Genomic DNA, 24,151 nt, shown 5'->3' with positions numbered 1-24,151 from the left:
CGACGAGGACCGAGGGCGATGCGCGGGGAGGTCAGCGACGGGTGCCGTCCACGCGCCGCGCGACCTCCCGGCGAGCGAACTCGCGGTAGCTGGTCGGGGCACGATCGAGCAGCGCCGGGAGGTGCGTCAGGTCGCCGACGGGCAGGCCATGGGTGTCGTAGTACGTCATCATCTGCACGTAGTTCTCCCGCGCCTGCGGCGACCAGGACCGGATCCCGCGCGCGTTCGGGGCCTCCCTGATCCCCGTCAGCACGTGGATCGCGCGTCGCGGCGACAGCGTCGGGATCGCACGCGCCACCCCGCCGAGAACGGCGCCGGCGGCACCGACCTGGTTCACGACAGCGGTCGGAGGCAGGCGGAACGCGGTCACCGGGTGGCCGAGCGCGTCGGCGAACGCCGTCGCCATCTCGTCGCGGGTGATCGTCTCGGTCGACAGGTCGTAGGTCGTGCCGACGTGCTCGTCGGGTGCGGACAGCACGACCGCGGCGGCGTCGGCGACATCCTCGACGTCGACCACGCCCATGGGGCTGGTGGTCGAGACCGGGTAGGGCATCAGACCGCCCCGGATGAACTCCCAGAAGTCGAGATAGTTCTGCATGTAGTGCGACGGCCGCAGGATCGTCGTGGGGATGGACTGCGTCGCGAGCAGCTTCTCGACGGACTCCTTCTGCGTGTGGTGTGGCAGCTCGGTGATCTCCGGGTGGATGACCGAGTGGAAGACGAGGTGGGACAGTCCGTGTCGTGTGCCCAGCTCGATGATGTGCTCCGCGATCGGGCCCTCGTCGATGATCTGCGTCGGCGCCGCGTGATACATGCCGTCGGCGCCGCGGATGGCCTCGTCGAGGACCGCGATGTCGCGCATGTCGCCCACGCGGATCTCGGTCGCCCCGTCACGCCGTGCCAACGAGGCCTGCGCGTCGTTCTTGACGAGGGCGCGGACGGTGACACCACGGGCGCTGAGACCGCGGACGAGGGGGCGGCCGACTCCGCCGGCGGCGCTGGTGACGAGCACGGTGGTCATGAGAGATGCTCCTGGGAAGAGGTGGTTAGAGACGGGAGAACGGCGGCGGGTCAGGTGGACTCGCGCATCGACCGCGCGAGGATGGGCAGCAGCACCCGCTTGGGTGCGACACGGGCGCCGACGGTGGCCAGGGTGTTGCGTCGTCCCGAGACGACGTAGAGCGGAGGGAATCGCCGGTCGAGTGCCGACAGTGCCGTGTGCGCCACCTGGTCGGCGGTCTGCATGGCCCCGACGATGGCGGCGTTCTCGCCGATGACGTCGAAGAACTCGGTCTCGGTCGGTCCGGGTGCCAGGGCCATCACCCGCACGCCGTGTTCGCGGGCCTCGCACCACAGGGCCTGGGTGAAGCTGAGCACGAACGACTTCGCCGCCGCGTAGACCGCGAGGGTCGGCACCGGCTGGAACGCTGTGGTGCTCGACACGTTGAGGATGGTGCCGGAACGACGCGCGGCCATGTCCGGCAGGAACGCGTGACACACGTCGACCAGCGCGGCGATGTCGACCGCGATGACACGGTCGAGGTCGGCGGCGTCGGCGTCGAGGAACGACCCCTGGGTGGCGATCCCGGCGTTGTTGACCACCAGGTCGACGTCGCCCTCGACGCGTTCCCGCAACGTCGCGCCCGGGCGGTCGCCCGAGAGGTCCAGGGAGATGACCTCGCATGTGACCCCGTGTGCGGCCTCCAGCTCGGATGCCAACGCGCTCAACCGATCCTCGCGGCGGGCGACCAGCACCAGGTCGGAGCCGCGTTGGGCGAGTCGCCGCGCCAGGGCCGTGCCGATCCCGGCGCTCGCACCGGTGATGAGTGATCGCGACGGCGTGAAGGCCATGGGTCCTCCCTGTCCGGCGGTCGTGCGGGGTCGGTCGCCCTATAGTGCAAAACTCGCAGTCATTGTGCAAGCGATCGCGTATTACGGTGGCGCCGGTGCCGCCGGTCTCGTAGGTTGACGTCGTGGCTCGTCAGTCGAGGTTCACCGCCGCCCAACGGCACTCGGCGGTTCTCCGTGCCTTCGGCGGGGACGAGGACAGTGACGCGGTGGCAGCGGAACTGGGTGTCCACAGCGCGACGCTGTATCGCTGGGCCAGGGAGTCGCGTCACGACCCAGGCGGGTCGACGCGCGAGCGGTTGATCGGCGCTGCACAGGACATGTTGCGCGACAACATGTATGCGACGGTCACGGTCGAGGCGGTCGCCGCCCGCGCCGGCGTCGCGCAGCGCACCGCGTTCCACGCGTTCGCCGGTAAAGCGGAGTTGTTCCAGACGGCTGTCGACGACGCGGCCGCGCGACTGATCGACTCCATCGGCACCGCCGCGAACGACGTCGCGTGGCCTGCGACCCCGCTCGAGCAACTCGATGTGTTCCTCACGATCGCGGCCCGGAGCATCTACGAGACGCCCTCGTCGCACGTGCTGTTCCGCGATGTCGGTGTCCCGCGTGGCGAGGGGCCGGCGGAGAACTGGCACACCGCGTTCGTCGACGCCGTGGCCGCGCTCATCGCGGCCGGTGTCGAGGCCGGTCAGATCGTGGCCGGGGTCGATGTCCGTGCGTCGGCGCAGATCATCACCGGCGCGATGCGGGGCATCCACGCCGCGGTGTTCGACGGGTCTGACGCTGCTGTCGCTGTCGGGTCCGTCGGTCGACTCAGCGCGATGGTCGGCGATCGAACGCGCGCCTGAGTGGGACGGCTCCCCGCAATCGTTCTGCATGTACGCCGACCTGTGCCGCGGGCTCGCGATGTGGCGTGGGGCTCATCAGGTGGGCTCCGGGGAGGCGGACCACGTCGCGGGCGAGTCGTGAAGCGAGCCACTCTTGGTCCCGCAGAGTAGTGAGACTCGCACCGCTGGAACCGGTCTGGTGGCGTGCCTGACGCATACCGTTGTTGTCGACGTTCGAGCTGATACGCCCGTTGTCAGGTCGTCTCGCAGCGAAGGGGTGGAACCGATGGTCGCGATGTTCGTCGTGGGGTGCGGTGCGATCGCATTCATCCTGTTGTCCGGAGGCGGTGGACTGGACTTCGCGTCGCGATCCCGGCAGAACCGGTCGGTCTGAGTCACCTGCCGATCGGTTTCAGCTCACCAGCCAGAGCGCAGCGACGGCCGCGATGATCGACGGGGGACCGGCGACCAGTCCGAGGGCGGAGAACCCGACTGCGGAGACCTCGACGCCGTCGCGGCTCACGATGCGGCGCCACAGCAGGTTCGCCAGCGAACCGACGTAGGTCAGGTTCGAGCCGATGTTCACGCCGAGGAGCATCGCGAGCAGTGCGACGGTCGGTGCCCCCGACATGGCGGCGAGCAGCAACAGCGTCGCGGGGATGTTGTTGATGACGTTGGCGACGACCGCGCCGATGGCGGCGACGCCGAGCAGCGCCAGCAGGCCGCTGCCGGTCGGGATGATCCCGCCGAGCCACCGGCCGATCGAGCCGTCGGCGATCGCGGCGACGAGGACGCCGAGCGCGAACACGAACAGCAAGAACAGCGGGTTGATCGCGCGGACGACGCCGACGGGACCGGATGCCCTGCGCGCCACCGCGATGACGGTCAGGACGACCGCGCCCGCGGTCGCGAACCACACCGGCTCGACACCGACCTGAGACGACAGGACGAACCCGACGAGGGTGGCGCCGAGGACGCAGAGCGCGGCCACCGGCGTCGGACCGGGGTCCTGTGGGTCGTGGTCGGGGACGTCGGCGATCTCCGCGCGAAACCACCAGCGGTGCACCGCGTACTGCACCACGAGGGTCGCGAGCCAGGGCAGCGCCATGAGGACGGTGAACCGTCCGAAGCTCAGCCCGGTGGCCGAGAACGCCAGCAGGTTCGTGAGATTCGAGACCGGCATCAGTGACGACGCCGCGTTGGCGAGGCTGATCGTGGCGACCGACAGCGGGCGTGGACGAACACCCAGACCACGGGTGACGGCGATGAGGACCGGGGTCAGCAGGACGACGGTCGCGTCGAGGTTCAGGGCGGCGGTCGTGACCGCGGCGCCGACGAATCCGAGAGCGAACAGTCGTCGGCCGTTGCCGGCACCCGCCCTGCCGATCTGGCGGGACACCCAGTCGAAGACGCCCAGCACCTCACACGCATGCGAGAGGGCGAGCAGGGCGGCGAGCGTCGCGACCGTTGTCGCCAGCGTGCGGATCTCGTCGAACGCCTCGCCCAGGGTCACCGCGCCGACAGCGATGGCGACGGCTGCCGCGGGGACCGCGACGGTCGCCTCGGGAAGCCCCCGCGGTCGCCACACGGCGAACGCGAGCGCCAGCACCATGAGCGCCACCGCGCCCGCCTCGACCATCCCCGTCGTCCCCGGTGCCTCAGCCCAGGATCTTGCGCAGGGTGCGCAGGTTCCGGTTGGTCGTCGTCGCCTTGTACCCCGGCTTGCCGAGCTCCTTGCCGAACGCGCTGGTGAGCGTCTGCTTCTGCGGCACCGACCAGTAGACGACGCCGTCGCCCCGTTCGACGGACTCGATCTCGGCGTCGATCTCGACGGCGAGCAGGCCGTCGAGGACGTCGGGGTCGGCCACGAACACCACGTAGGCGTGGACGCCGTCGCGCTCGGTGAACGGGTAGGCGTCGGTCACCGCTGCGACGTGGTCGCGCCGGTGCACGAAGGCGAACGCGTCGTACCCGAACCGATCGGACAGGGCCGACTCGAGCTGCGACCGCAGTGCGGCGACGTCGTCGGAATCGCTGGTGAACCGGACGTTCCCGCTCGCGAGCACCGTGGAGACGTCAGCGTGTCCGAGTTCGGTCACCAGCGCGCGCAGGTCCGCCATCGGGATGCGGATCCCGCCCACGTTGATGCCGCGCAGGAGGGCGACGTACTCGGCCACCGGGCAAGGGTAGAGGGTGCGCCGTCGCACATGTCTACGATGACGGGGCGAACGAGTCGGCCGGGTGATCGCGGCGTCGGGGACGGCCGCCGGAGTGGCGGCGCGCCCGATGTCGAGGAAAGTCCGGACTCCACAGAGCAGGGCGGTTGCCAACAGCAACCCGGGGCGACCCGCGGGACAGTGCCACAGAGAACAGACCGCCGACCCGCGAGGGCCGGTGACGGTGAAACGGTGCGGTAAGAGCGCACCAGCGCCGTGGGTGACCACGGCGGCTCGGTAAACCCCGCCCGGAGCAAGGTCGAAGGTCGCACCCTCACCGGTGCGGCTGCGCAGGCGCATGGGGTTGCTCGCCCCGGCCTGCGGGTGGACCGCACGAGGCACCCGGCGACGGTGTGTCCAGATGGATGGTCACCCCCGACGCACGCGTCGGGACAGGATCCGGCTTACAGGCCGGCTCGTTCGCCCCTACAGGTCGTCGGCGTGACGTGCGTACTGGCGCAGCGCCTCGTCGTGGGCCGCCTGCTCCCGCGCGTCGAGCCGACCGAGGACGAACGCATCCGCGGGGTCGGTGACCGTGCGGGCCACCTCGGCGATCAGGTCGCGGCTCAGCGCCGCGTCGTTGGAGTCGCCGAGGGCCGACTGGATCTTCTTCGCCGCCGACGCCGTCTGCGCGTACTTCTTCGTCCCGAGTGCCGAGCCCGACTCCGCGACGTACCGCAGGCGCTTCGCCCGCTTGCGGACGGTGTGCATCTGCTCGACCCACTCCGGCGAGTCCGTGTCCATCCGGTCGGCCTTTCTCTGGGCTTTCCGGACCTTCCGTGCGCTGCCGCGCACGGCGTCCCGCAGTGCCTTCTTCGCGCCGACCTCGGCGTCCTCGCCGGCGGGCGGGCGCACCAGCAGGTCGTCGAGTGCGTCGAGCAGTGAGAAGTACCGCGCGCTGTTCAGCGCGGCGACCGCCGACCGCTGCCCGCGTGCCCGGCGCCGCATCTGCTCGCCGACGAGCCTGTCGTTCACGGCATCGGAGGCGTCCTCGTCGACGAGCAACTCCCGGTAGCGGTCGGCGGTGACCTCGGCGTCGCGCACGACACCGAGGATCGCGGCCAGCTCCTTCAGTTCGGCGTCGAGGCGGTCGACCTTCGGCCCGTCGATCACCCCGCGGAACGCGCGCAGCACACTGCGCAGACGGCGCGTCGCCACGCGCATCTGGTGGACGGCGTCCTCCTCGTCGGCGCGGACGCGCGGGTCGAACTCGACGAGCTGTTCGCGATGCCGGGCGAGTTCGGCGACGACGAGTTCGAGTGCGGTCCCCGTCGAACGGACGGTCGGCGCACCGCCGTGACCGGGGGTCGCGCCGATCGCGCGGGCGAGCTTGGAGGCGGCCGACGCGGTCCGGGCGCCGGCCTCACGGAGCAGGGCGTCGGCCTCGTCGAGGAGGTCGGTGTCGCCGTCGACGAGTTCGAACTCCCACTCCGCCCACGTGTGGCAGCTCCCGCCGGGCAGCAGCGACCGCGCCGTCACGACGTCGGCGCACAGCAGCGCGAGGACACGGTCGTCGGCGTCGCGCGCCTCGTGGATCGTCCGACGGGTCCCGATCGCCGCGACCGGGTCGAGCCGTCGCGCACGCACGTGCACCCGCACCGGGTCGAGCAGATCGCTCGGCACGGTGGTGTCGTGGTCGGCGCCCTCGGCCGGGGGAGCGAGCGGGGCGTGCAGTTCCCGACGTCCGCCGGCGTCACCCGGACGTTTGAGGTGCCACCCCTCGTCGTGCCCGCCCTCCCTGCGACGCAACGTGATCCGGTGGTCGGTGAGGTCGAGGTTCTCGGTGTCGTAGTAGGTCGCGTCGAGGTTCTCCTCGATCGGACCGGTCACGGTCTCGACCCCGGGCAGGCGGGTGAGGTCGGGGACGGGTCGGCCGGGGTCGACGTCGAACTTGAGCTCGATCTCGAGGTGCTCGGTGGCGCTCACGCCGAAGTCCCTTCCCGGGTGCCGGTGTCGCGGAGGCCGTCGGTGGCCTCGACGAGGTGGTGGACGATGCCCTTCTCGAACGAGGAATGCCCCGCGTCGTCGACGATGTGCAGCTGCGCCGACGGCCACGCGCGATGGAGATCCCACGCGCTGCGCACCGGGCAGACGACGTCGTAGCGGCCCTGGACGATCACCCCGGGGATGTGTGCGATGCGGTCGATGTCGCGGAGCAACTGGCCGTCGTCGAGGAAACCGCCGTGGGTGAAGTAGTGGTTCTCGATCCGCGCGAACGCGAGGTCGAAGCGCACGTCGATCTCGCCGTCGTCGGGGCGGGGGAGGAGATGCGACGTCGACTGTTCCCAGTTCGTCCACGCGGTCGCCGCGCCCTCCCTCGTCGCCTGGTCGTCGGAGGCGAGCAGACGCGCATAGGCGGCGACGAGGTCGCCGTCGCGCTCCGACTCCGGGATCGGCGCGAGGTACTGCTCCCACAGATCGGGGTAGAGGTTCGCCGCGCCGCCGTTGTAGTACCAGTCGATCTCGCTGCGCCGCAGCAGGAAGATGCCGCGCAACACCAGCTCCGTGACGCGCTCGGGGTGGGTCTGTGCGTAGGTCAGGCCGAGCGTCGACCCCCACGAGCCGCCGAAGACCTGCCATCGCTCGATGCCGAGGTGCGTGCGGATCCGCTCCATGTCCGCGACGAGACGGTCGGTGGTGTTGACCGACAGGTCGGCGCCGTCGGCGATGTGCGGCGTCGACCGGCCGCACCCCCGCTGGTCGAACAGCACGATGCGATAGGCGTCGGGGTCGAAGAAGCGACGCTGCTCCGGCGAGGTGCCGCCACCGGGACCGCCGTGCACGAACACCACGGGCTTGCCGTCGGGGGAGCCACTGCACTCGACGTGGATCCGTTGTCCCTCACCGACGTCGAGCATCTCGGTCGAGTAGGGCTCGATCGGGGGATAGAGCTCGCGCATGGGCACCATCATGCCAAGTGCCGCGCGCCGATCCCGACAGAACGCCCGCGGGCGCCCCGGCTGTCAGTAGCTGTGCTCGGGTCCCGGGAACGTGCCGCGACGGACCTCGTCGGCGTACTGCTCGGCGGCGCGGCGCAACTCGCTGCCGACGTCACCGAACCGCTTGACGAACTTGGCGGTCTTGCCGTGGGTCATGCCCGCCATGTCCTGCCACACCAGCACCTGCGCGTCGGTCTCGTTGCCAGCGCCGATGCCGACCGTCGGGATGGTCAGCTTGCGGGTGATCTGACCGGCCAGGTCGGCCGGGACCATCTCCATGACGACCGCGAACGCACCGGCCTCGGCGACGGCGATCGCGTCGGCGACGAGCTGCTCGGCCGCGTCGCCCCGGCCCTGCACGCGGAACCCGCCGAGGCCGTTGACGCTCTGCGGGGTGAACCCGATGTGGGCCATCACGGGGATGCCCGCGGCCGTCAGCGTCGCGATCTGGTCGGCGACGCGCTCACCGCCCTCGAGCTTCACCGCGTGGGCGCCCGCCTCCTTCAAGAAGCGGGTGGCCGACGCGAGCGCCATGGCCGGGCCGCCCTCGTAGCTGCCGAAGGTGAGGTCGGCGACGACGAGTGCGTGCGGGGCGCCGCGGACGACGCCTCGGACCAGCGGGATCATCTCGTCGGTGGTCACCGGCACCGTGGTGTCGTAGCCGTAGACCACGTTCGCGGCGGAGTCGCCGACGAGCAGCACCGGGATGCCGGCCTCGTCGAAGATGCGCGCGCTGGAGTAGTCGTAGGCGGTGAGCATCGACCAGCGCTCACCGTCGGCCTTCATCTGGGCCAGGTGGTGGATGCGGGTGATGCGGCGCTTCGGGGTGTCGGCGGAGGAGGAGCCGTACACGGGCGCGTCGGAGCTGTCGGACATCGTCGTCCCTTTCGTGCCTCGGGTCTCGCGTCGCGAGTACCCGGGTGGAAGCTGACCCGACAAGTGTGGCACCACGCCGATCGCACCCCTAGACCTGCGCATTGTGGACTGCCTCACACTGCGGGCCCGGCGTGGTCGCTCGCCGCGACGGACCGGTACCGCACACATGTCACGATGGCGGGGTGACGACCCGCTCGCGTGCCCGCGTCCCGCTCGTCCTCGCCGTCGTGGTCGTCGTGGGTGCCGGTCTCCTCGCGGCATGCAGCAGTTCTCACGTGGCGCGCCTCGGTCCCGACGCGGTCGGTTCCTCGACGACGTCGTCGGTGAGCGCGACGCGCCCATCCCCGACGTCCGGCCCGCTGGCGCGGTTCTACACGCAGCGCATCGCGTGGGGGAGTTGCGCCGAGATGGCCCCCGACGGCGACTACCCGCCCGACCGGAGCGACTGCGGCCGCGTGACCGTGCCGATCGACTACAACCGCCCCGATGGCGCGACGGCGTCGCTTGCCGTGTTCCGACTGCGCGCGGCAAAGCAGTCGACCGGGGTGCTCGTCACCAACCCGGGGGGACCGGGCGTGTCGGGCGTCGACTACATGGCCGGTACCGCAGCGCAGTTCGCCCGCGAACCGGTCGGGGACTCCCTCGACGTCGTCGGGTTCGACCCGCGCGGTGTCGGGCGGTCGACGCCGGCGGTGCGCTGCCGCACCGACGCGCAGCGTGACGAGGTCCGCGCCAAGGACTGGGTCGACACCTCGCCCGCCGGGATCGCCGCGACCGAGCAGCGCAACGCCGCCGTCGGGCAGGAGTGCCTGGCCGCGATGGGCCGTGACTTCCTCGCACACCTCGGCACCAGCGACGTCGTCGACGACATCGACGTGCTGCGCGGCGCGCTCGGTCAGCAGCAGGTCAACTATCTCGGCTACTCCTACGGCACCCTCATCGGCGCGCGCTACGCCGAGCGCCACCCGACGCGGGTGCGGGCGATGATCAACGATGGCGCGGTCGACCCGTCGACGGATCCCGTCGACGACATCGTCGCCCAGAACACCGGGTTCCAGCGGGCCTTCGACGACTTCGCCGCCGACTGCGTGACCCAGCGGGGCTGCGCGCTCGGTACCGATCCCGCGCGGGCGACGGAGCGCTACGTCACGCTGGTGCGCTCGCTGATCGGTCGCCCTGCGAGCACCCGCGACCCCCGCGGCCTCTCCTACGGCGACGCGATCACCGCGACCGGTCAGGCGCTGTACGCCCCGAGTCTGTGGAAGTACCTGCGGGACGGCCTCGCGGAGCTGACCGACGGACGCGGGGACACGATGCTCCGGCTCGCCGACCTGTACGAGGGTCGGGACCGCTCGGGCAGGTACGACACGACCGCCGACGCCTTCACCGCGATCCGGTGCGTCGACGGACCGGCCATCACCGACCGCGCCACCCTCGACCGCCTCGACACCGAGTTGCGCCGGACGGCCCCGTTCCGCGACGACGGCCGGGGGTCGGGCCGGGGCGCGGCCGACGAGTGCGCCTTCTGGCCCGTGCCGCCCACCTCGCAGCCGCACCGCATCAGCGCACCGGGTCTGGCGACCACCGTCGTCGTGTCGACGACCGACGACCCGGCCACGCCGTACGCGGCGGGGGTGTCGCTGGCGAGGCAGCTGAACGCCCGTCTCGTGACGTTCCGCGGGACGCAGCACACCGCGTCGTTCGAGGGCGACCAGTGCCTCGACGGGCCCCTCACCCGCTACCTTCTCGACCTCACCCCACCCGCCGAGGGACTGACCTGTTGATCGGATGACGGGATGGGTTCGCGATGCCGCCGGGGCTTCGGGATCTCACAACGGCGGATCCGACATCGGCGTGGCGTCGTAACACGGATTTAACAGCGCGCTCCTAGCCTCTGACGGTATGGATCGCCAAAAGGAGTTCGTCCTCCGCACGCTGGAGGAACGGGACATCCGCTTCGTCCGGCTCTGGTTCACCGACGTGCTCGGATACCTCAAGTCGGTGGCGATCGCGCCGGCCGAGCTCGAGGGTGCGTTCGCCGAGGGGATCGGCTTCGACGGCTCGTCGATCGAGGGGTTCTCGCGGGTGTCGGAGGCCGACACCATCGCCAAGCCCGACCCGTCCACGTTCCAGGTCCTGCCGTGGACGACGAGCCAGGGCAAGCACCACTCGGCCCGCATGTTCTGCGACATCGCCATGCCCGACGGCACACCGTCCTGGGCCGACTCCCGCCACGTGTTGCGCCGCCAGCTGAACAAGGCCGCCGACCAGGGCTTCACCTGCTACGTGCACCCCGAGATCGAGTTCTTCCTGATGAAGGACGCCCCGACGGACGGGACGCCGCCCACGCCGGCCGACGGTGGCGGCTACTTCGACCAGGTGGTCCACGGCAGCGCGCCGAACTTCCGTCGGCACGCCATCGACGCCCTGGAGTCCATGGGCATCTCCGTCGAGTTCTCCCACCACGAGGGCGCGCCCGGCCAGCAGGAGATCGACCTCCGCTACGCCGACGCGCTGTCGATGGCCGACAACGTCATGACCTTCCGGTACCTCGTCAAGGAGGTCGCGATCGGTGAGGGCGTGTGGGCGACGTTCATGCCCAAGCCCTTCTCGGATCACCCCGGCTCGGCCATGCACACCCACATGAGCTTGTTCGAGGGCGACACCAACGCGTTCCACAACCCCGACGACCCGATGCAGCTGTCGGACACCGGCAAGCAGTTCATCGCCGGCATCCTGACGCACGCCCCCGAGATCAGCGCGGTCACCAACCAGTGGGTCAACAGCTACAAGCGACTCATCCACGGCGGCGAGGCCCCGACGGCCGCGACGTGGGGCGGTGCGAACCGGTCGGCGCTCATCCGGCTGCCGCTCTACACGCCGAACAAGGCGTCGTCGCGTCGCATCGAGGTCCGCAGCCCCGACTCGGCCTGCAACCCGTACCTCACGTTCGCGGTGCTCCTCGCGGCCGGACTCAAGGGCATCGCCGAGAAGTACGAGCTGCCCGACGAGGCCGAGGACGACGTCTGGGCCCTCACGTCGGCCGAGCGCCGCACGATGGGCTACACCGAGCTGCCCGGCAGCCTCGCGGAGGCCCTGCACGCGATGGAGTCCTCCGAGTTGGTCGCCGAGGCCCTCGGCGAGCACGTCTTCGACTACTTCCTCCGCAACAAGTGGACGGAGTGGAGCGACTACCGCAGCCGGGTCACCCCGTTCGAGCTCGGTCGCTACCTGTCGCTGTAGCCCCGTCGGCGCTCCCGCTACCGTCTGTGGCGTGAGTTCTCCTGTGTCGCGGGCGGTCGTGCCGGGACCGGCGCGCCTCGGTCTGCTCGACGAGTCGGCGCCCGGTGCGCTCGCCGAGCTCGGATGGTCGACGACGGCCGACCTCGCGCTCCTGTGGTCGCTGTCGCGTGCGCCCGACCCCGACCTCGCGCTGCGCACGCTGATGCGGTTGCGCGACGCCGTCGACGACTGGCCGGACCTCGAGAAGGCCCTGCGCGAGGACACCACCGTGCGCGGACGGTTGTTCGCGGTGCTCGGTGCGTCCGAGGCGCTGGGCGACCATCTCGTCGCCGAGCCGTCCACCTGGCACCTGCTGCAGGGCTCCGGGCTGCCGGACGCCGAGGAGATGACGCGGTCGATGCTCGCCGCCGTCGACGCCGTGCCCGCCACCGGTGAGCACGTCGGCTCCGACAGTCGCGTGTTCCGTGCGCGGGTCACCGGTCCGCAGGCCGTCGTCGCGCTGCGGACCGCCTACCGCGACCTGCTCCTGCAGATGGCTGCGCGCGACGTGGCGCCCGCCGTCGAGGACGAGCCGGTCGTGTGGTTCCCCGAGGTCGGTCGCTACCTCGCCGATCTCGCCGACGCCGCACTCACCGCTGCCCTGGCCGTCGCCGTCGGCACCGTCTGCGGCGAGGACGACGTGTCCGTCCGGTTGGCCGTCATCGCGATGGGGAAATGCGGTGCCCGCGAACTGAACTACGTCAGCGACGTCGACGTGGTGTTCGTCGCCGAACCCGCCGACGGGACGTCGGCACGGATCGCCGGCGAGATGATGCGCGTCGGGTCGCTGGCCTTCTTCGAGGTCGACGCGGCCCTGCGGCCCGAGGGCAAGGCGGGTGCGCTCACCCGCACCCTCGCCTCGCACCTCGCCTACTACCAGCGGTGGGCGAAGACGTGGGAGTTCCAGGCTCTGCTCAAGGCGCGGCCGATGACCGGCGACATGGAACTCGGCTGGGAGTACCTGCACGCGGTCGCCCCGATGGTCTGGGAGGCCTGTGAGCGGGAGGACTTCGTGCACGAGGTCCAGGCGATGCGTCGCCGCGTCGAGAGCAACGTGCCGCCCGAACTGCGTTCGCGCGAACTGAAACTGGGTCGCGGCAGCATCCGCGACGTCGAGTTCGCGGTGCAGCTGCTGCAGCTCGTCCACGGACGCACGGACGAGTCGCTGCGCGTGGCCTCGACCGTCGACGCGCTCGCCGCCCTGAACGCCGGCGGTTACGTCGGCCGGGACGACGCCGCGAACCTGACGGCGTCGTACGAGTTCCTGCGGTTGCTCGAGCACCGACTGCAGCTGACGAAACTCAAACGTACACACCTGCTCCCGGAGTTCGACGACACCGAGGCGCTGCGTTTCCTCGCGCGCTCGGCCCACATCCGACCCGACGGGGACCTGGACGCCGCCGACTCGTTGCGGGCCGAGATCCGTCGTCAGTCGCAACGTGTGCGGCGCCTGCACGAGAAGTTGTTCTACCGCCCGCTGCTCGAGTCGGTCAGTCGCCTCGACGTCGACGGTCTGCGCCTGTCCGACGAGGCCGCCACCCGTCGTCTGGCCGCTCTGGGGTACGCGAAACCCGAGCACGCACTGAGCCATCTGCGCGCGCTGACCGGTGTCCGGGGCCGACGCGGCCGCATCCAGGAACTGTTGCTGCCGACGTTGCTGGAGTGGATCAGCAACACCCCCGACCCCGACGCCGGTCTGCTCAACTACCGGCGACTGTGCGACGAACTGGTCGACCAGGACTGGTTCCTGCGACTCCTCCGGGACGACGGCGTCGTCGCGGAACGTCTCATGCGGGTGCTCGGGACGTCGGCCTACATCTCCGACCTCGTCATCCGCTCGCCGGAGGTCATCCGGCTCTACGCCGACTCGGCGACCGGCCCGAAGCTCGTCGAGGTGGCGCTGCGTGACGTCGCGAACGGTCTCGTCGCCTCCGCGCGTCGACACAAGGACCCCAAACGGGCGATCGCCGCGGCGCGGTCGCTGCGGCGCGCCGAACTGGTGCGCGTGGCGTCCGCCGACATCCTCGGGATGCTCGACGTCCCCGCGGTCTGCGAGGCCCTGTCGAGCGTGTGGGCGGCAGTGCTCAACGCCGCACTGCAGGTGGTCATCGCCGACTCGCTGCCGGGGGACGAGGAGGCGCCCGCCCGGATCGCGGTGATCGGGATGGGCCGTCTCGGTGGCGGCGAGCTCGGGTACAGCTCCGACGCCGACGTCCTGTTCGTCTGCGACCCCGTCGAGGGCGTCGAGGAGTCCCGCGCCGTGCGGTGGGCGAACACGATCGCCGAGCGTGTGCGGACCGTCCTGAGCACTCCGAGCGCCGATCCGCCGTTGGAGATCGACACCGGCCTGCGGCCGGAGGGGCGCAACGGCCCGGTCGTCCGGACCCTGGCCGCGTACGCCGCCTACTACCGACAGTGGGCGCAGCCGTGGGAGATCCAGGCCCTGCTGCGGGCGCATCCGGTCGCCGGGGACCCGGACCTGGGCACCGCGTTCCTGCACATGGCCGACAAGACGCGCTATCCCGAGGGCGGGGTGTCACCGGACGCGGTCCGCGAGATCCGGCGCATCAAGGCGCGGATCGACGCCGAACGTCTGCCCCGCGGCGCCGACCCGCACACCCACACCAAGCTCGGACGCGGTGGCCTCGCCGACGTCGAGTGGACCGTGCAGCTCCTGCAGCTGCGCCACGGCCATCGGCTGCAGTCACTGCACAACACCTCGACGCTCCAGACGCTCGACGCGATCGGCTCCGCCGAGATCCTCAGCGAGACCGACGTGACCCTGCTCAAGGAGGCCTGGCTGACGGCGACCGCGGCGCGCAACGCGATCGTGCTCGTCCGCGGCAAGGCGATCGACCAGCTCCCGGCACCGGGTCAGCAGCTCCGCGCCGTCGCGTACGCGGCGGGCTGGCCGGAGGACCAGGCCGCGGAGTTCCTGGACAACTACCTGCGGGTGACGCGGCGCGCGAAGGCCGTCGTGCTCAAGGTATTCGGCGGATGAGAGCGCGGCCGGCGCGACGCGACCGGATGCCGACCGTCCTGCGAGTGCTGGCCGTCCTCCTGTGCTCGCTGCTTCTCGCCGCCGCGGTCACCGGGCTCTGGCTGCACTGGTATCCCGGCCGCGGCCGCTTCTCGACGGCTTTGACCGCGGGCGTCCCGATCACGGTGGTGGGGTCCGCGGTGGCGCTGGTCGTCGCGCTCGCAGCGCGTCGATGGATCCTCGCCGGCATCGGTGTGGTCGTCGTCGCGGCCGGGGTCTGGACACAGCTGCCGCTCTGGGTCGCCGACACCGCGCCGTCCGGGACACGGATCACGCTGGTGCAGAGCAACATCAAGCTCGGCGCGGGCGACGTCGACGCCGTCGCCGACATCGTGCGGGAGTCCGACGCCGACCTGGTGACGCTAAACGAGGTCACCCCGGCCGCGGCCGAGCGGATCGAGCGGTCGGCGCTGGCGACACTGATGCCCCACCGCTACGTCGAACCGGGGACGGGCGGCGTGGGAGCGGCGATCCTCAGCCGCTTCCCGCTGTCGGACACAGCCCTTCTCGACGGGTACGCGCTGAACTCGCTGCGGGCCACCGTCGCGCTGCCCGGTGTCGGTGACACCGTCGTCTACGGACTGCATCCCATCCCGCCCTACCCGTACGACTCGTCACGGTGGGTACGCGAGATGGGCATGGTCCGCGCCGAGTTGCACGGACAGCGCGGCGCGCGCGTGCTGGCCGGCGGCGACTTCAACGCGACGTGGGACCACCGGCAGTTCCGCGACCTCCTCCGCGACGGCTTCTCCGACGCGACCGAGACCGCCGGTGGCCGGTGGTTGCCGACCTATCCCGCCGACGAGTGGTTCGGTCCGCTCATCGGGATCGACCACGTGATCGCCCGCGGCCTGCGTGCCACCGACGTGCACACCGTGGACGTCGCCGGCTCCGACCATCGGGCGCTGGTCGCGACCCTCGCCGTCTCGTGAAGCATCGTCGCTGCTCATCGGCCGACGTCGTGCTGGCGGCCGCGGTGGGTGCCTCTACCGCGGCGGCCGGGCTGCGCCGCTACCGCGGAGCGGCGCAGCTGCCGGTCGCGGCAGCGAGTTTCGCGTCGTGGCTGGCGCTGGGCGGACCGCTCGCGGTCATGGCGGCGGGCCTCCGACGCCGGCGGGGTGCCGCTGCGGTCGGGGTCGCGGTCTCGGCCCTGGCCGGGTGGGATCGTCGGCATCTCGTCCCGGCGAGGGGTCGTGCGACCGCCGACGTCGGAAACCTCACGGTCATGCAGGCCAACCTCTGGCTCGGTCGGGCCGACGCCGCGACGGTCGTCGAGACCGCCCGTGTGCACGCAGTGGATCTCCTGTGCGTGCAGGAGATCACCGAGACCTGTCGAGACGCGTTGACGCGCGCAGGGATCGACGAACTGCTCCCGCACCGGGTCGTCGTCGCCGCCCCCGAGGGTGCGGGGACGGGGGTGTGGTCGCGCCACCCGCTCTCCGACGGTCGCGAGCTGTCGGGGTTCACGCTGGCTGCGGTCGCGGCCCGGATGGAGCTGCCGACGGGCGGATCGGTCACGGTGCTGTCGGTGCATCCGATGCCGCCCTACCCATACGCGCCCGAGCTGTGGCTCGGCGAGCTCCGTCGCATCAGAGACGAGGTCGACGGCGTGGACGGGCCGGTCGTCGTCGGTGGTGACCTGAACGCGACCCACGACCACGCCGCGTTCCGCGACCTGCTGGGCGACGACCTCGTCGACGCCGGTGCGGCGTCACGGTCGGGGCCGCTCCCGACCTATCCGGCGCACAAGACGTGGATTCCACCGCTCATCGGCATCGACCACGTGCTGCTGCGCGGCGTCCGTGCCGAGCGCGTGCGGACGATCCCGCTGCCGGGATCCGACCACCGCGGCCTGCTGGCCGCGGTGCGCCTGGACTGAGGTCAGTCCTCCTGCGCGCGAGCGAGTTCGGCGATCGCGTGGGACAGCGTCTCCACCGCCTCGGCGAGCAGCTTGTGGCCCCGATCGTCCTCGAGGTGCGTCTTCGCGATGCTCGCGAGGCCCGCGGCCTCGTCGGCCTTCTCCGCTGCCTGCTCGAAACCCACGGTCGTCCACCCTTCGTCGTCGCGCGCCAAACCTCGCATCCGACCGTATCCGCCCCGGCGGTCAGGTGACGAGAAAGCGCTCGATCCGGATGTCACCGATCGGGTACCCCGCATCCAGGAGCCAGTCGCCGAGCACCTCGACGTACTCGTTCCCACCGCACAGATAGAACAGCGGATGGTCCTCGACAGGCAGCACCGCGGTGAGGAACTCGTCCCGGGTGATCCGTCCGGCCCGACGCCCGGAGTCGGCCGGCGCCGAACGGCTGAAGAACCAGTCGACGCGGAGTCGGCCCGACGAGGTGAGGAGCGCGAACTCGTCGCGGTAGAAGGCGTGCTCGGGGGAGCGGGTCGAGTACAGCAGCCGCATCTCGACGTCGGGTCGCGTCGTCTCGCGAGCACGGATCATCGACATCAGCGGGGCGATGCCCGAACCGCCGGCGACGAGTTGCACCGGTCGGTCGGCGTCGGCCTCCGAGGGCGGCCAGACGAACTGCATGCCGACAGGACCGGCGACCTCGACCTGTTCGCCGATCTCCAGATCGTGCACGAGGAACGGCGAGACCTCACCGTCGTCGAGCTCCTCGACGCTGACCGCGACGGTCTCGCCCTCCCGGACGTCGGACAGCGAGTACGACCGCGACGTCGAGTACCCGTCGGGTGCGGTGAGCCGGATGTCGATGTGCTGACCGGGCCGCGGCGTCGGCAGACCGGGGATCTCCAGCCAGATCGACCGCGCGGTCGGGGATTCCATGACCGCACCCACCACGGTCCCCACGCGCCAGGTCGTCATCGGGCCACCGCGTCATCCATAGCGCTGCTCGAGCCAGGGGTCGCCGTACATGTGATAGCCGTTGCGTTCCCAGAACCCGGGCTCGTCGGCGTCCATCAGGTGGATCTCGCTGATCCACTTGGCGCTCTTCCAGAAGTACAGGTGCGGCACCACGAGTCGTGCCGGGCCCCCGTGTTCCGGTGCCAGCGGCTTCCCGTCGAAGGTGTGCGCGACCATCGCCTGCGCGCCGGAGAGGTCGGCGAGCGGCATGTTCGTGGTGTAGCCGTCGGAGCTGTGCGCCATCACGTGCGTGCCGATGCCCGAGGCGCCCGCCGCCTCGAGCAGGGTGTCGACCGCGACGCCCTTCCAGCGGGTGCCGAGCTTCGACCACCGTGTGACGCAGTGGATGTCGACCGTGAACTCGGTCTGCGGCAGGTCGAGGAACTCCCGCCACGTCCATCGACGACCCTGCCCGTCAGGCGTCGTCACCGACAGCGACCAGCGATCGGTGACGACCCGGGGAGTCGTGCCGATCTGCAGGACCGGGAAGTCGGTGGTGAGGTACTGGCCGGGCGGCAGCTGCGGCCCGTCCCGGCGCTTCCCGCGGAACTTGGCGTTGATGACGGCCATGGTGGGGGATTCTCGCAGGTGTGGAGGTGCGAAGACGACCCCGCCCGCCCTGCGGGACGCAGAGCGGGCGGAACCGGTGACGGCAACGTGTCGTCGGAGACGACTCAGCAGTCGTAGTAGAGGGAGAACTCGTACGGGTGCGGACGGATCTGCGTCGGCAGGATCTCGTTCTCCCGCTTGAGGTTGATCCAGGTCTCGATCAGGTCCTCGGTGAACACGCCACCCGCGGTGAGGTACTCGTGGTCCTCCTCGAGGCGGTCGATGACCGCGGAGAGCTGCGTCGGGGCCTGCGGGATGCCCTTGGCCTCCTCCGGCGGGAGCTCGTAGAGGTCCTTGTCGACGGGCTCGTGCGGCTCGATCTTGTTCTTGATGCCGTCGAGACCGGCCATCATCATGGCCGCGAACGCGAGGTACGGGTTGCCCGAGCTGTCCGGGCAGCGGAACTCGAGGCGCTTGGCCTTCGGGTTGTTGCCGGTGATCGGGATGCGGACACAGGCCGACCGGTTGCGCTGGCTGTAGACCAGGTTGATCGGGGCCTCGTAGCCCGGCACCAGGCGCTTGTAGGAGTTCACCGTCGGGTTGGTGAACGCCAGCAGCGACGGCGCGTGGTGCAGGATGCCGCCGATGTAGTGACGCGCCAGGTCCGACAGGCCCGCGTAGCCGGCCTCGTCGTGGAACAGCGGCTTGCCGTCCTTCCACAGCGACTGGTGGCAGTGCATGCCCGAGCCGTTGTCACCGAAGAGTGGCTTCGGCATGAAGGTGACCGACTTGCCCTGCTGCCACGCCGTGTTCTTGATGATGTACTTGAACAGCATCACGTCGTCGGCGGCATGCAGCAGCGTGTTGAACTTGTAGTTGATCTCGGCCTGACCGGCGGTGCCCACCTCGTGGTGGCCGCGCTCCAGGACGAAGCCCGCGCTCTGCAGGTTGGTGGCCATGTCGTCGCGCAGGTCGACGTAGTGGTCGTACGGCGCGACGGGGAAGTAGCCGCCCTTCGGACGGACCTTGTAGCCCAGGTTCGGGCTGCCGTCGGGGTCGCTGGGCGAGGCGGTGTTCCACCAACCCGACTCCGACTCGATCTCGTAGAAGGTGCCGTTCATCTCCGACCCGAAGGACACCGAGTCGAAGATGTAGAACTCGGCCTCGGCGCCGAAGAAGCAGGTGTCGGCGACGCCGGTCGAGGCGAGGTAGTCCTCGGCCTTGCGCGCGATGTTGCGCGGGTCGCGGCTGTAGGCCTCACGGGTGAAGGGGTCGTGCACGAAGAAGCTGATGTTCATCGTCTTGGCCTTGCGGAACGGGTCGATCCGCGCGGTGGCCGGGTCGGGCAGGAGCATCATGTCCGACTCGTCGATCGACTGGAAACCGCGGACGGACGAGCCGTCGAACGCCAGGCCGTCCTCGAACACGCTCTCGTCGAAGGCCGACGCGGGGATCGAGAAGTGCTGCATGACACCGGGCAGATCGCAGAACCGGATGTCGACGTACTCGACTCCCTCGGACTTGATGCCCTCGAGGAGTTCTTCCTTTGAGCTGTACACCTGTCGGTGGCTCCTTCACTACAGACGGGATGATGCGGCCCTCACACTATCGTCAGGCCGCTTCCCCTGCGCGTTCCCTATCATCGAGGTATGAGCAGACCTCTCGGTTCGTGGCTGTCGGGACCCCAGGCGGGCATGGATCCCGACACCGACACGGGTGCGTGGCGGGGCGAGAAGCTCGGTCTACCGCAGTCGGGTCCCGGGTCGCTCGCGTCGTCGTGGCCGCGCGTGCTCGCCCTTTTCGTCGACTGGGTCATGTGTTACGGCGTGTCGCTGCTGTTCGTCGGGTTCCTGGCGCAGCAGCTGTCCACCGTCGTGCTGGGGATCTGGTTCGTCGTCGGCATGCTGACGGTCACCCTGTTCTCGTTCAGCCCCGGCCAGTTCGTGGTGGGGATGCGTGTCGTGCGTGTCGACGGGGCCGCCCGCGTCGGCATCATCCGTGCGTTCTTCCGGCAGCTGCTCATCGTGTTCATCGTCCCGCCGCTCCTGAACGACCCCGACGGCCGCGGACTGCACGACCGCGCCACCGGGACGGCACTGGTGCGCACCCGCTGAGCCCGCGGAACCCGGAAACCCGCGTCGAGCCAGGAAACCCGCGTCGTGCATCGCGCGGGTCGGCGTGATCGACGCGGGTTCGCATCCCGGAACACCGGCGTCGGCCGGATGACGGCGTCAGGACCGACGGCCTGACGCCGTGTCGCATCAGCGCCGACGGGCGGTGCGGGCGACGTTGCGCATCTTGGCACCCGCCGGCATCGGGCCCTTCGGCACACCAGGCCCGGCCTGACGGCCACCGAGCGCGGCGAGACGACCCTCGAGGGCGTCGATGCGTTTGCCGTCGATGTTGTTCGGCAGCTTGTTCAGGTGGCGTTCGAGACGCTTCAGCGGGACCTGGCCCTCGTCGTTGCCGACGACGACGTCGTAGATCGGCGTGTCGCCGACGACGCGGGCGATCTTCTTCTTCTCCTGCGCCAGCAGCTGACGGACGCGGGCCGGGGCGCCTTCACCGACGAGGATGACGCCCGGCTTGCCGATCACGCGGTGCACGGCGTCGAGATGCGCTGTACCCGTGACCGCCTGCTTCACGCGCCAGCGGCCGCGCATGTTGTCCAACGCCCAGCCGGCGGCGCCCGCCTGCCCCTCGGCCTTGCGGAACACGCTGCTCTGCACACGGCGTCCGAAGATGATGAAGGCGATCAGCACACCGAGGACGATGCCCAGCGGCAGCAGGAACCAGACCAGGCCGACGATCAGGCCGACGACGACGAACACGGCGGTCGAGACCAGCAGCGCGCCGATCATCAGCGGCAGCAGCAGCTTGTCGTCCTTGCGCTGCATCTGGAACGCCTGCCAGAGCTGCGTGCGCCGCTCGCGCGACGCCTGCTTGCGGGCGGCCTTCGCCGCCGCCTTCGCCTCTTTCGACGCATCTGCCTTCGCCATGGCACCCAGGATAGGGGACCGGGCGCGGCCCTCCGACCGGACCGGAGACGACGTCAGCGGGCGAGGCGCTCCAGCACCGAGGTGGCCTCCTGGGCCGCGCCGGACTCGTCGGCCAGGTGGGCCATCGCGGCGGGCAGTTCGCGCCCGTGGCGGCGCATCGCCTGGGCGTACAGACGCCCGGCGCGGTACGACGAGCGCACGAGCGGACCAGCCATCACACCGGCGAAACCGAGTTCCTCGGCGTACTGCGAGTGCTCGACGAACTCCTCCGGCTTGACCCAGCGGTCCACAGGGTGATGCCGCGGCGAGGGGCGCAGGTACTGGGTGATCGTGACGATGTCGCAGCCCGCCTCGTGGAGGTCGGCCAGGGCCTCGCGGATCTCCTCGGGCGTCTCGCCCATGCCCAGGATCAAATTGCTCTTGGTGACCAGCCCGGCGTCGCGGGCGGCGGTCAGCACGGCGAGGCTGCGGTCGTAGCGGAACGCGGGGCGGATCCGCTTGAAGATGCGGGGGACCGTCTCGAGGTTGTGGGCCAACACCTCGGGACGGGAGTCGAAGACCTCGGCGAGCTGGTCGGCGTTCCCGGTGAAGTCGGGGATCAGGTTCTCGACGCCGGTGCCGGGATTGAGGGCGTGGATCTGACGGACCGTCTCGGCGTAGAGCCATGCGCCCCCGTCGGGCAGGTCGTCGCGCGCGACGCCGGTGATGGTGGAGTACCGCAGACCCATCGCCTGGACGCTCTCGGCGACGCGACGCGGCTCGTCACGATCGAGCTCTGCGGGCTTGCCCGTGTCGATCTGGCAGAAGTCGCACCGTCGGGTGCACTGCTCGCCGCCGATCAGGAACGTGGCCTCCCGGTCCTCCCAGCACTCGTAGATGTTGGGGCAGCCCGCCTCCTCGCACACCGTGTGCAGGCCCTCGCGCTTCACCAGGCCCTTCAGCTCGGTGTACTCGGGGCCCATCGTCGCGCGGGTGCGGATCCACTTCGGCTTGCGCTCGATCGGGGTCTGCGCGTTCCGCACCTCGAGACGCAGCAGCTTCCGACCGCCGGGCGCAGCGCCGGTGCTGTCCGGGGAAGCGGTGGCGGTGTCAGGCGAGTGCGATGTCACTGCGTCGATGCTACGCGCGGCCGGTCGTGCGCATCGGTCCGCGGTCGGGGGCCGTCGAGCGCGTCGGCGACCGCCGTCGCCACGGCGTCGCGGACGTCGTCGACGCCGACGTGGCGACCGAGTTCGGCGCTCAGCGAGGTGACGCCGGCGTCGGGGATGCCGCACGGGACGATCGAGGAGAACGCGCCGAGATCGGGATCGCAGTTGAGCGCGAACCCGTGCAGCGCCACCCCGCGCGCGACGCGGATGCCGATCGCGGCGACCTTGCGCTCCGGGCGGCCGGTCGCGAGGTCGGCGGCGACCCAGGCGCCGCTGCGGCCGTCGACCCGTCCGGCGTCCACGCCCCACGCGGCGCAGACTGTGATCATGGCCTCCTCGATGCGGCGCACGTAGTCGACGACGTCGAGCGGCTCGGCCAGCGCCACGATCGGGTAGCCGACGAGCTGACCGGGACCGTGCCAGGTGATCTTCCCGCCGCGGTCGACCTCGACCACGGGGGTGCCGTCCACGGGGCGGTCGCCGGGCTCGGTGCGCTTGCCGGCGGTGTAGACCGGCGGGTGCTCGAGCAGCAGCAGCACGTCATGGTCCAGCGTGCCGTCGGCGCGCTCGCCCGCCAGTCGGTGCTGGGCCTCGAACGCCTCGGCGTAGTCGACGACGCCCAGTGCGCGGACCTCGAGCGCGGAGGTGTCGCGGCGGGCGCCGCTCACCGGTCGCTCCCGTTCGCCCACCGCAGGCCGTCGTCGATCGTCGGGTGGGTGAACGTGAAACCGGTGTCCTGCAGCACCGTCGGCACCGCGCGTTGACCACCGAGCAGCATCTCCAGGGCCAGCTCACCGCCGGCCACCCGCAACACCGCGCGGGGAGCCCTGAAGAACGCGGGCCGGTGCACGGCGCGCCCGAAGGCGGCGGTGAACTCGGCGTTGGTGACCGGCTGCGGGGAGGTCAGGTTGACCGGGCCAGTCATGTCGCCTGTCAGCACGTGCTGCACGGCCCGGACGTGGTCGGGCAGCGTGATCCACGGGAACCACTGCTTCCCGTCGCCCAGCTTCGCGCCGAGACCGGCCTTGAACAGCGGTCGCAGCGGCCCGAGGAGACCGCCGGAGCGGGAGAACACCGGAGCGGTGCGCAGGTGCACCACGCGCGCCGACGTCGCCAGCGACGCCGTCCGTTCCCAGTCGGCGGAGAGATCGGCCAGGAAGCCGCTGCCGCGGGGACTGCTCTCGGTGCGCTCGTCGTCGCCGGTGAACCCGTAGAACCCGGTGGCGCTGGCACTGACGAAGATCGGGACCCGGTGTTCGACGACCGCGTCGGCGAGCACCTGGGTCGGGATGATCCGACTGTCGCGCAGCTCCTGCTTGAACTGGCCCGACCAGGGCCGACTCGCGATGCCGACGCCGCACAGGTTCACGACGGCGTCGACACCTGTCAGCGCGTCGTCGGTCAGTCCGAACGTCTCCGGCGCCCAACCGATCTCGTCGGCCGATCGCGGTTCACGCCGGACCAGCCGGGACACGTCGTGCCCACCGTCCCGCAACGCGGCCACGAGGGCCGTGCCGATGAGGCCGGACGAGCCGGCGACCACCACGCGCAT

The 24,151-nt window shown here is 70.7% G+C and carries 22 protein-coding genes and 1 other RNA gene; 8 read left to right on the top strand and 15 right to left on the bottom strand.

What is annotated here, in order from left to right:
- Positions 1-31: 31 nt before the first annotated feature.
- Both LX12_RS19045 and LX12_RS19040 read right to left on the bottom strand, forming a co-directional pair.
- A complete protein-coding gene (locus LX12_RS19045) occupies positions 32-1,021 on the bottom strand; it encodes an SDR family oxidoreductase (protein WP_253656165.1) in 990 nt (329 codons plus the stop codon).
- Positions 1,022-1,071: 50 nt separating this feature from the next.
- A complete protein-coding gene (locus LX12_RS19040) occupies positions 1,072-1,851 on the bottom strand; it encodes an SDR family NAD(P)-dependent oxidoreductase (RefSeq protein WP_253656164.1) in 780 nt (259 codons plus the stop codon).
- 122 nt (positions 1,852-1,973) lie between these two features.
- On the opposite strand from LX12_RS19040, the gene LX12_RS19035 reads away from it, so the two are divergent.
- Positions 1,974-2,699, top strand: coding sequence for a TetR family transcriptional regulator (locus LX12_RS19035; RefSeq protein ID WP_253656163.1), 726 nt, complete (start codon positions 1,974-1,976; stop codon positions 2,697-2,699).
- A 391-nt stretch (positions 2,700-3,090) separates the two neighbouring features.
- Here the strand turns inward: LX12_RS19035 and LX12_RS19030 are convergent, their stop codons facing one another.
- Together LX12_RS19030 and LX12_RS19025 are read right to left on the bottom strand one after the other, a co-directional pair.
- Entirely contained in the window at positions 3,091-4,317 is a 1,227-nt protein-coding gene (locus tag LX12_RS19030; RefSeq protein ID WP_253656162.1) for an SLC13 family permease, read from the bottom strand.
- Between the two features lie 19 nt (positions 4,318-4,336).
- On the bottom strand, positions 4,337-4,855 hold the full coding sequence (locus LX12_RS19025; protein ID WP_253656161.1) for a DUF1697 domain-containing protein: 519 nt from the start codon (positions 4,853-4,855) through the stop codon (positions 4,337-4,339).
- 52 nt (positions 4,856-4,907) lie between these two features.
- Here LX12_RS19025 and rnpB point away from each other — a divergent pair.
- Positions 4,908-5,317, top strand: an RNA gene (gene rnpB / locus LX12_RS19020) — RNase P RNA component class A.
- A 3-nt stretch (positions 5,318-5,320) separates the two neighbouring features.
- On the opposite strand, the gene LX12_RS19015 is transcribed toward rnpB, so the two are convergent.
- The 3 genes from LX12_RS19015 to panB form a co-directional block, all read right to left on the bottom strand.
- Positions 5,321-6,820: a CYTH and CHAD domain-containing protein gene (locus tag LX12_RS19015; RefSeq protein WP_253656160.1), complete on the bottom strand. Its 1,500-nt coding sequence runs from the start codon at positions 6,818-6,820 to the stop codon at positions 5,321-5,323.
- The gene (gene pip, locus LX12_RS19010) at positions 6,817-7,794 is read right to left on the bottom strand and encodes a prolyl aminopeptidase (RefSeq protein ID WP_253656159.1); all 978 of its coding nucleotides are present in this window, start codon (positions 7,792-7,794) and stop codon (positions 6,817-6,819) included. The genes LX12_RS19015 and pip overlap by 4 nt, the downstream gene beginning before the upstream one ends.
- 63 nt (positions 7,795-7,857) lie before the next feature.
- Complete coding sequence (panB, locus tag LX12_RS19005) at positions 7,858-8,709, bottom strand: 3-methyl-2-oxobutanoate hydroxymethyltransferase (protein WP_253656158.1); 852 nt, start codon at positions 8,707-8,709, stop codon at positions 7,858-7,860.
- A 182-nt stretch (positions 8,710-8,891) separates the two neighbouring features.
- Here panB and LX12_RS19000 point away from each other — a divergent pair, with 182 nt between their 5' ends.
- The 5 genes from LX12_RS19000 to LX12_RS18980 all read left to right on the top strand — a co-directional run bounded on the left by LX12_RS19000 (position 8,892) and on the right by LX12_RS18980 (position 16,910).
- Positions 8,892-10,493, top strand: coding sequence for an alpha/beta hydrolase (locus tag LX12_RS19000; protein WP_253656157.1), 1,602 nt, complete (start codon positions 8,892-8,894; stop codon positions 10,491-10,493).
- A gap of 118 nt (positions 10,494-10,611) precedes the next feature.
- Positions 10,612-11,952, top strand: coding sequence for a type I glutamate--ammonia ligase (gene glnA, locus LX12_RS18995; RefSeq protein WP_253656156.1), 1,341 nt, complete (start codon positions 10,612-10,614; stop codon positions 11,950-11,952).
- 31 nt (positions 11,953-11,983) lie between these two features.
- Entirely contained in the window at positions 11,984-14,992 is a 3,009-nt protein-coding gene (locus LX12_RS18990) for a bifunctional [glutamine synthetase] adenylyltransferase/[glutamine synthetase]-adenylyl-L-tyrosine phosphorylase (protein WP_253656155.1), read from the top strand.
- Entirely contained in the window at positions 14,989-15,963 is a 975-nt protein-coding gene (locus tag LX12_RS18985) for an endonuclease/exonuclease/phosphatase family protein (RefSeq protein WP_253656154.1), read from the top strand. Before LX12_RS18990 ends, LX12_RS18985 begins: the two co-directional genes overlap by 4 nt.
- The gene (locus LX12_RS18980) at positions 15,960-16,910 is read left to right on the top strand and encodes an endonuclease/exonuclease/phosphatase family protein (protein ID WP_253656153.1); all 951 of its coding nucleotides are present in this window, start codon (positions 15,960-15,962) and stop codon (positions 16,908-16,910) included. Before LX12_RS18985 ends, LX12_RS18980 begins: the two co-directional genes overlap by 4 nt.
- A 2-nt stretch (positions 16,911-16,912) precedes the next feature.
- Here LX12_RS18980 and LX12_RS18975 read toward each other — a convergent pair whose 3' ends face one another.
- The 4 genes from LX12_RS18975 to glnA (LX12_RS18960) form a co-directional block, all read right to left on the bottom strand.
- Entirely contained in the window at positions 16,913-17,074 is a 162-nt protein-coding gene (locus LX12_RS18975) for a hypothetical protein (protein ID WP_253656152.1), read from the bottom strand.
- Positions 17,075-17,135: 61 nt separating this feature from the next.
- Positions 17,136-17,864 carry an FAD-binding oxidoreductase gene (locus LX12_RS18970; RefSeq protein WP_253656151.1) on the bottom strand — a complete coding sequence of 243 codons (729 nt, stop codon included), beginning with the start codon at positions 17,862-17,864 and terminating at the stop codon, positions 17,136-17,138.
- Positions 17,865-17,876: 12 nt separating this feature from the next.
- Positions 17,877-18,473, bottom strand: coding sequence for a sulfite oxidase-like oxidoreductase (locus LX12_RS18965; RefSeq protein WP_253656150.1), 597 nt, complete (start codon positions 18,471-18,473; stop codon positions 17,877-17,879).
- Positions 18,474-18,577: 104 nt separating this feature from the next.
- Positions 18,578-20,011 (bottom strand): type I glutamate--ammonia ligase, encoded by a 1,434-nt coding sequence (gene glnA / locus LX12_RS18960; RefSeq protein ID WP_253656149.1) that lies wholly within the window; start codon positions 20,009-20,011, stop codon positions 18,578-18,580.
- A gap of 90 nt (positions 20,012-20,101) precedes the next feature.
- On the opposite strand from glnA (LX12_RS18960), the gene LX12_RS18955 reads away from it, so the two are divergent.
- Positions 20,102-20,566 carry an RDD family protein gene (locus LX12_RS18955; RefSeq protein WP_253656148.1) on the top strand — a complete coding sequence of 155 codons (465 nt, stop codon included), beginning with the start codon at positions 20,102-20,104 and terminating at the stop codon, positions 20,564-20,566.
- Between the two features lie 147 nt (positions 20,567-20,713).
- Here the strand turns inward: LX12_RS18955 and LX12_RS18950 are convergent, their stop codons facing one another.
- From LX12_RS18950 to LX12_RS18935, 4 genes are read right to left on the bottom strand one after another with little or no spacing between them, the layout of a single operon-like run.
- Complete coding sequence (locus tag LX12_RS18950) at positions 20,714-21,451, bottom strand: DUF4191 domain-containing protein (RefSeq protein WP_253656147.1); 738 nt, start codon at positions 21,449-21,451, stop codon at positions 20,714-20,716.
- A 53-nt stretch (positions 21,452-21,504) separates the two neighbouring features.
- Positions 21,505-22,560: a lipoyl synthase gene (lipA, locus tag LX12_RS18945; protein ID WP_253656146.1), complete on the bottom strand. Its 1,056-nt coding sequence runs from the start codon at positions 22,558-22,560 to the stop codon at positions 21,505-21,507.
- Positions 22,557-23,267: a lipoyl(octanoyl) transferase LipB gene (gene lipB / locus LX12_RS18940; protein WP_253656145.1), complete on the bottom strand. Its 711-nt coding sequence runs from the start codon at positions 23,265-23,267 to the stop codon at positions 22,557-22,559. Before lipB ends, lipA begins: the two co-directional genes overlap by 4 nt.
- The gene (locus LX12_RS18935; protein WP_253656144.1) at positions 23,264-24,151 is read right to left on the bottom strand and encodes a TIGR01777 family oxidoreductase; all 888 of its coding nucleotides are present in this window, start codon (positions 24,149-24,151) and stop codon (positions 23,264-23,266) included. The genes lipB and LX12_RS18935 overlap by 4 nt, the downstream gene beginning before the upstream one ends.

Origin of the sequence: Williamsia serinedens (assembly GCF_024171725.1) — a bacterium.
Classification (GTDB): domain Bacteria; phylum Actinomycetota; class Actinomycetes; order Mycobacteriales; family Mycobacteriaceae; genus Williamsia_A; species Williamsia_A serinedens.
The sequence above is the reverse complement of the archived record's forward strand: the minus strand, read 5'-3'. Positions and strand labels throughout refer to the sequence as shown.

Bases quoted from the DNA above. Each gene is read 5' to 3' on its own strand.
- LX12_RS19045 (WP_253656165.1), bottom strand. From the start codon at position 1,021: ATGACCACCGTGCTCGTCACCAGCGCCGCCGGCGGAGTCGGCCGCCCC.
- LX12_RS18950 (WP_253656147.1), bottom strand. From the start codon at position 21,451: ATGGCGAAGGCAGATGCGTCGAAAGAGGCGAAGGCGGCGGCGAAGGCC.
- LX12_RS18935 (WP_253656144.1), bottom strand. From the start codon at position 24,151: ATGCGCGTGGTGGTCGCCGGCTCGTCCGGCCTCATCGGCACGGCCCTC.
- LX12_RS19030 (WP_253656162.1), bottom strand. From the start codon at position 4,317: ATGGTCGAGGCGGGCGCGGTGGCGCTCATGGTGCTGGCGCTCGCGTTC.
- LX12_RS19040 (WP_253656164.1), bottom strand. From the start codon at position 1,851: ATGGCCTTCACGCCGTCGCGATCACTCATCACCGGTGCGAGCGCCGGG.
- LX12_RS18955 (WP_253656148.1), top strand. From the start codon at position 20,102: ATGAGCAGACCTCTCGGTTCGTGGCTGTCGGGACCCCAGGCGGGCATG.
- LX12_RS18985 (WP_253656154.1), top strand. From the start codon at position 14,989: ATGAGAGCGCGGCCGGCGCGACGCGACCGGATGCCGACCGTCCTGCGA.
- glnA (WP_253656156.1), top strand. From the start codon at position 10,612: ATGGATCGCCAAAAGGAGTTCGTCCTCCGCACGCTGGAGGAACGGGAC.
- pip (WP_253656159.1), bottom strand. From the start codon at position 7,794: ATGCGCGAGCTCTATCCCCCGATCGAGCCCTACTCGACCGAGATGCTC.
- LX12_RS18965 (WP_253656150.1), bottom strand. From the start codon at position 18,473: ATGGCCGTCATCAACGCCAAGTTCCGCGGGAAGCGCCGGGACGGGCCG.
- panB (WP_253656158.1), bottom strand. From the start codon at position 8,709: ATGTCCGACAGCTCCGACGCGCCCGTGTACGGCTCCTCCTCCGCCGAC.
- LX12_RS18970 (WP_253656151.1), bottom strand. From the start codon at position 17,864: ATGACGACCTGGCGCGTGGGGACCGTGGTGGGTGCGGTCATGGAATCC.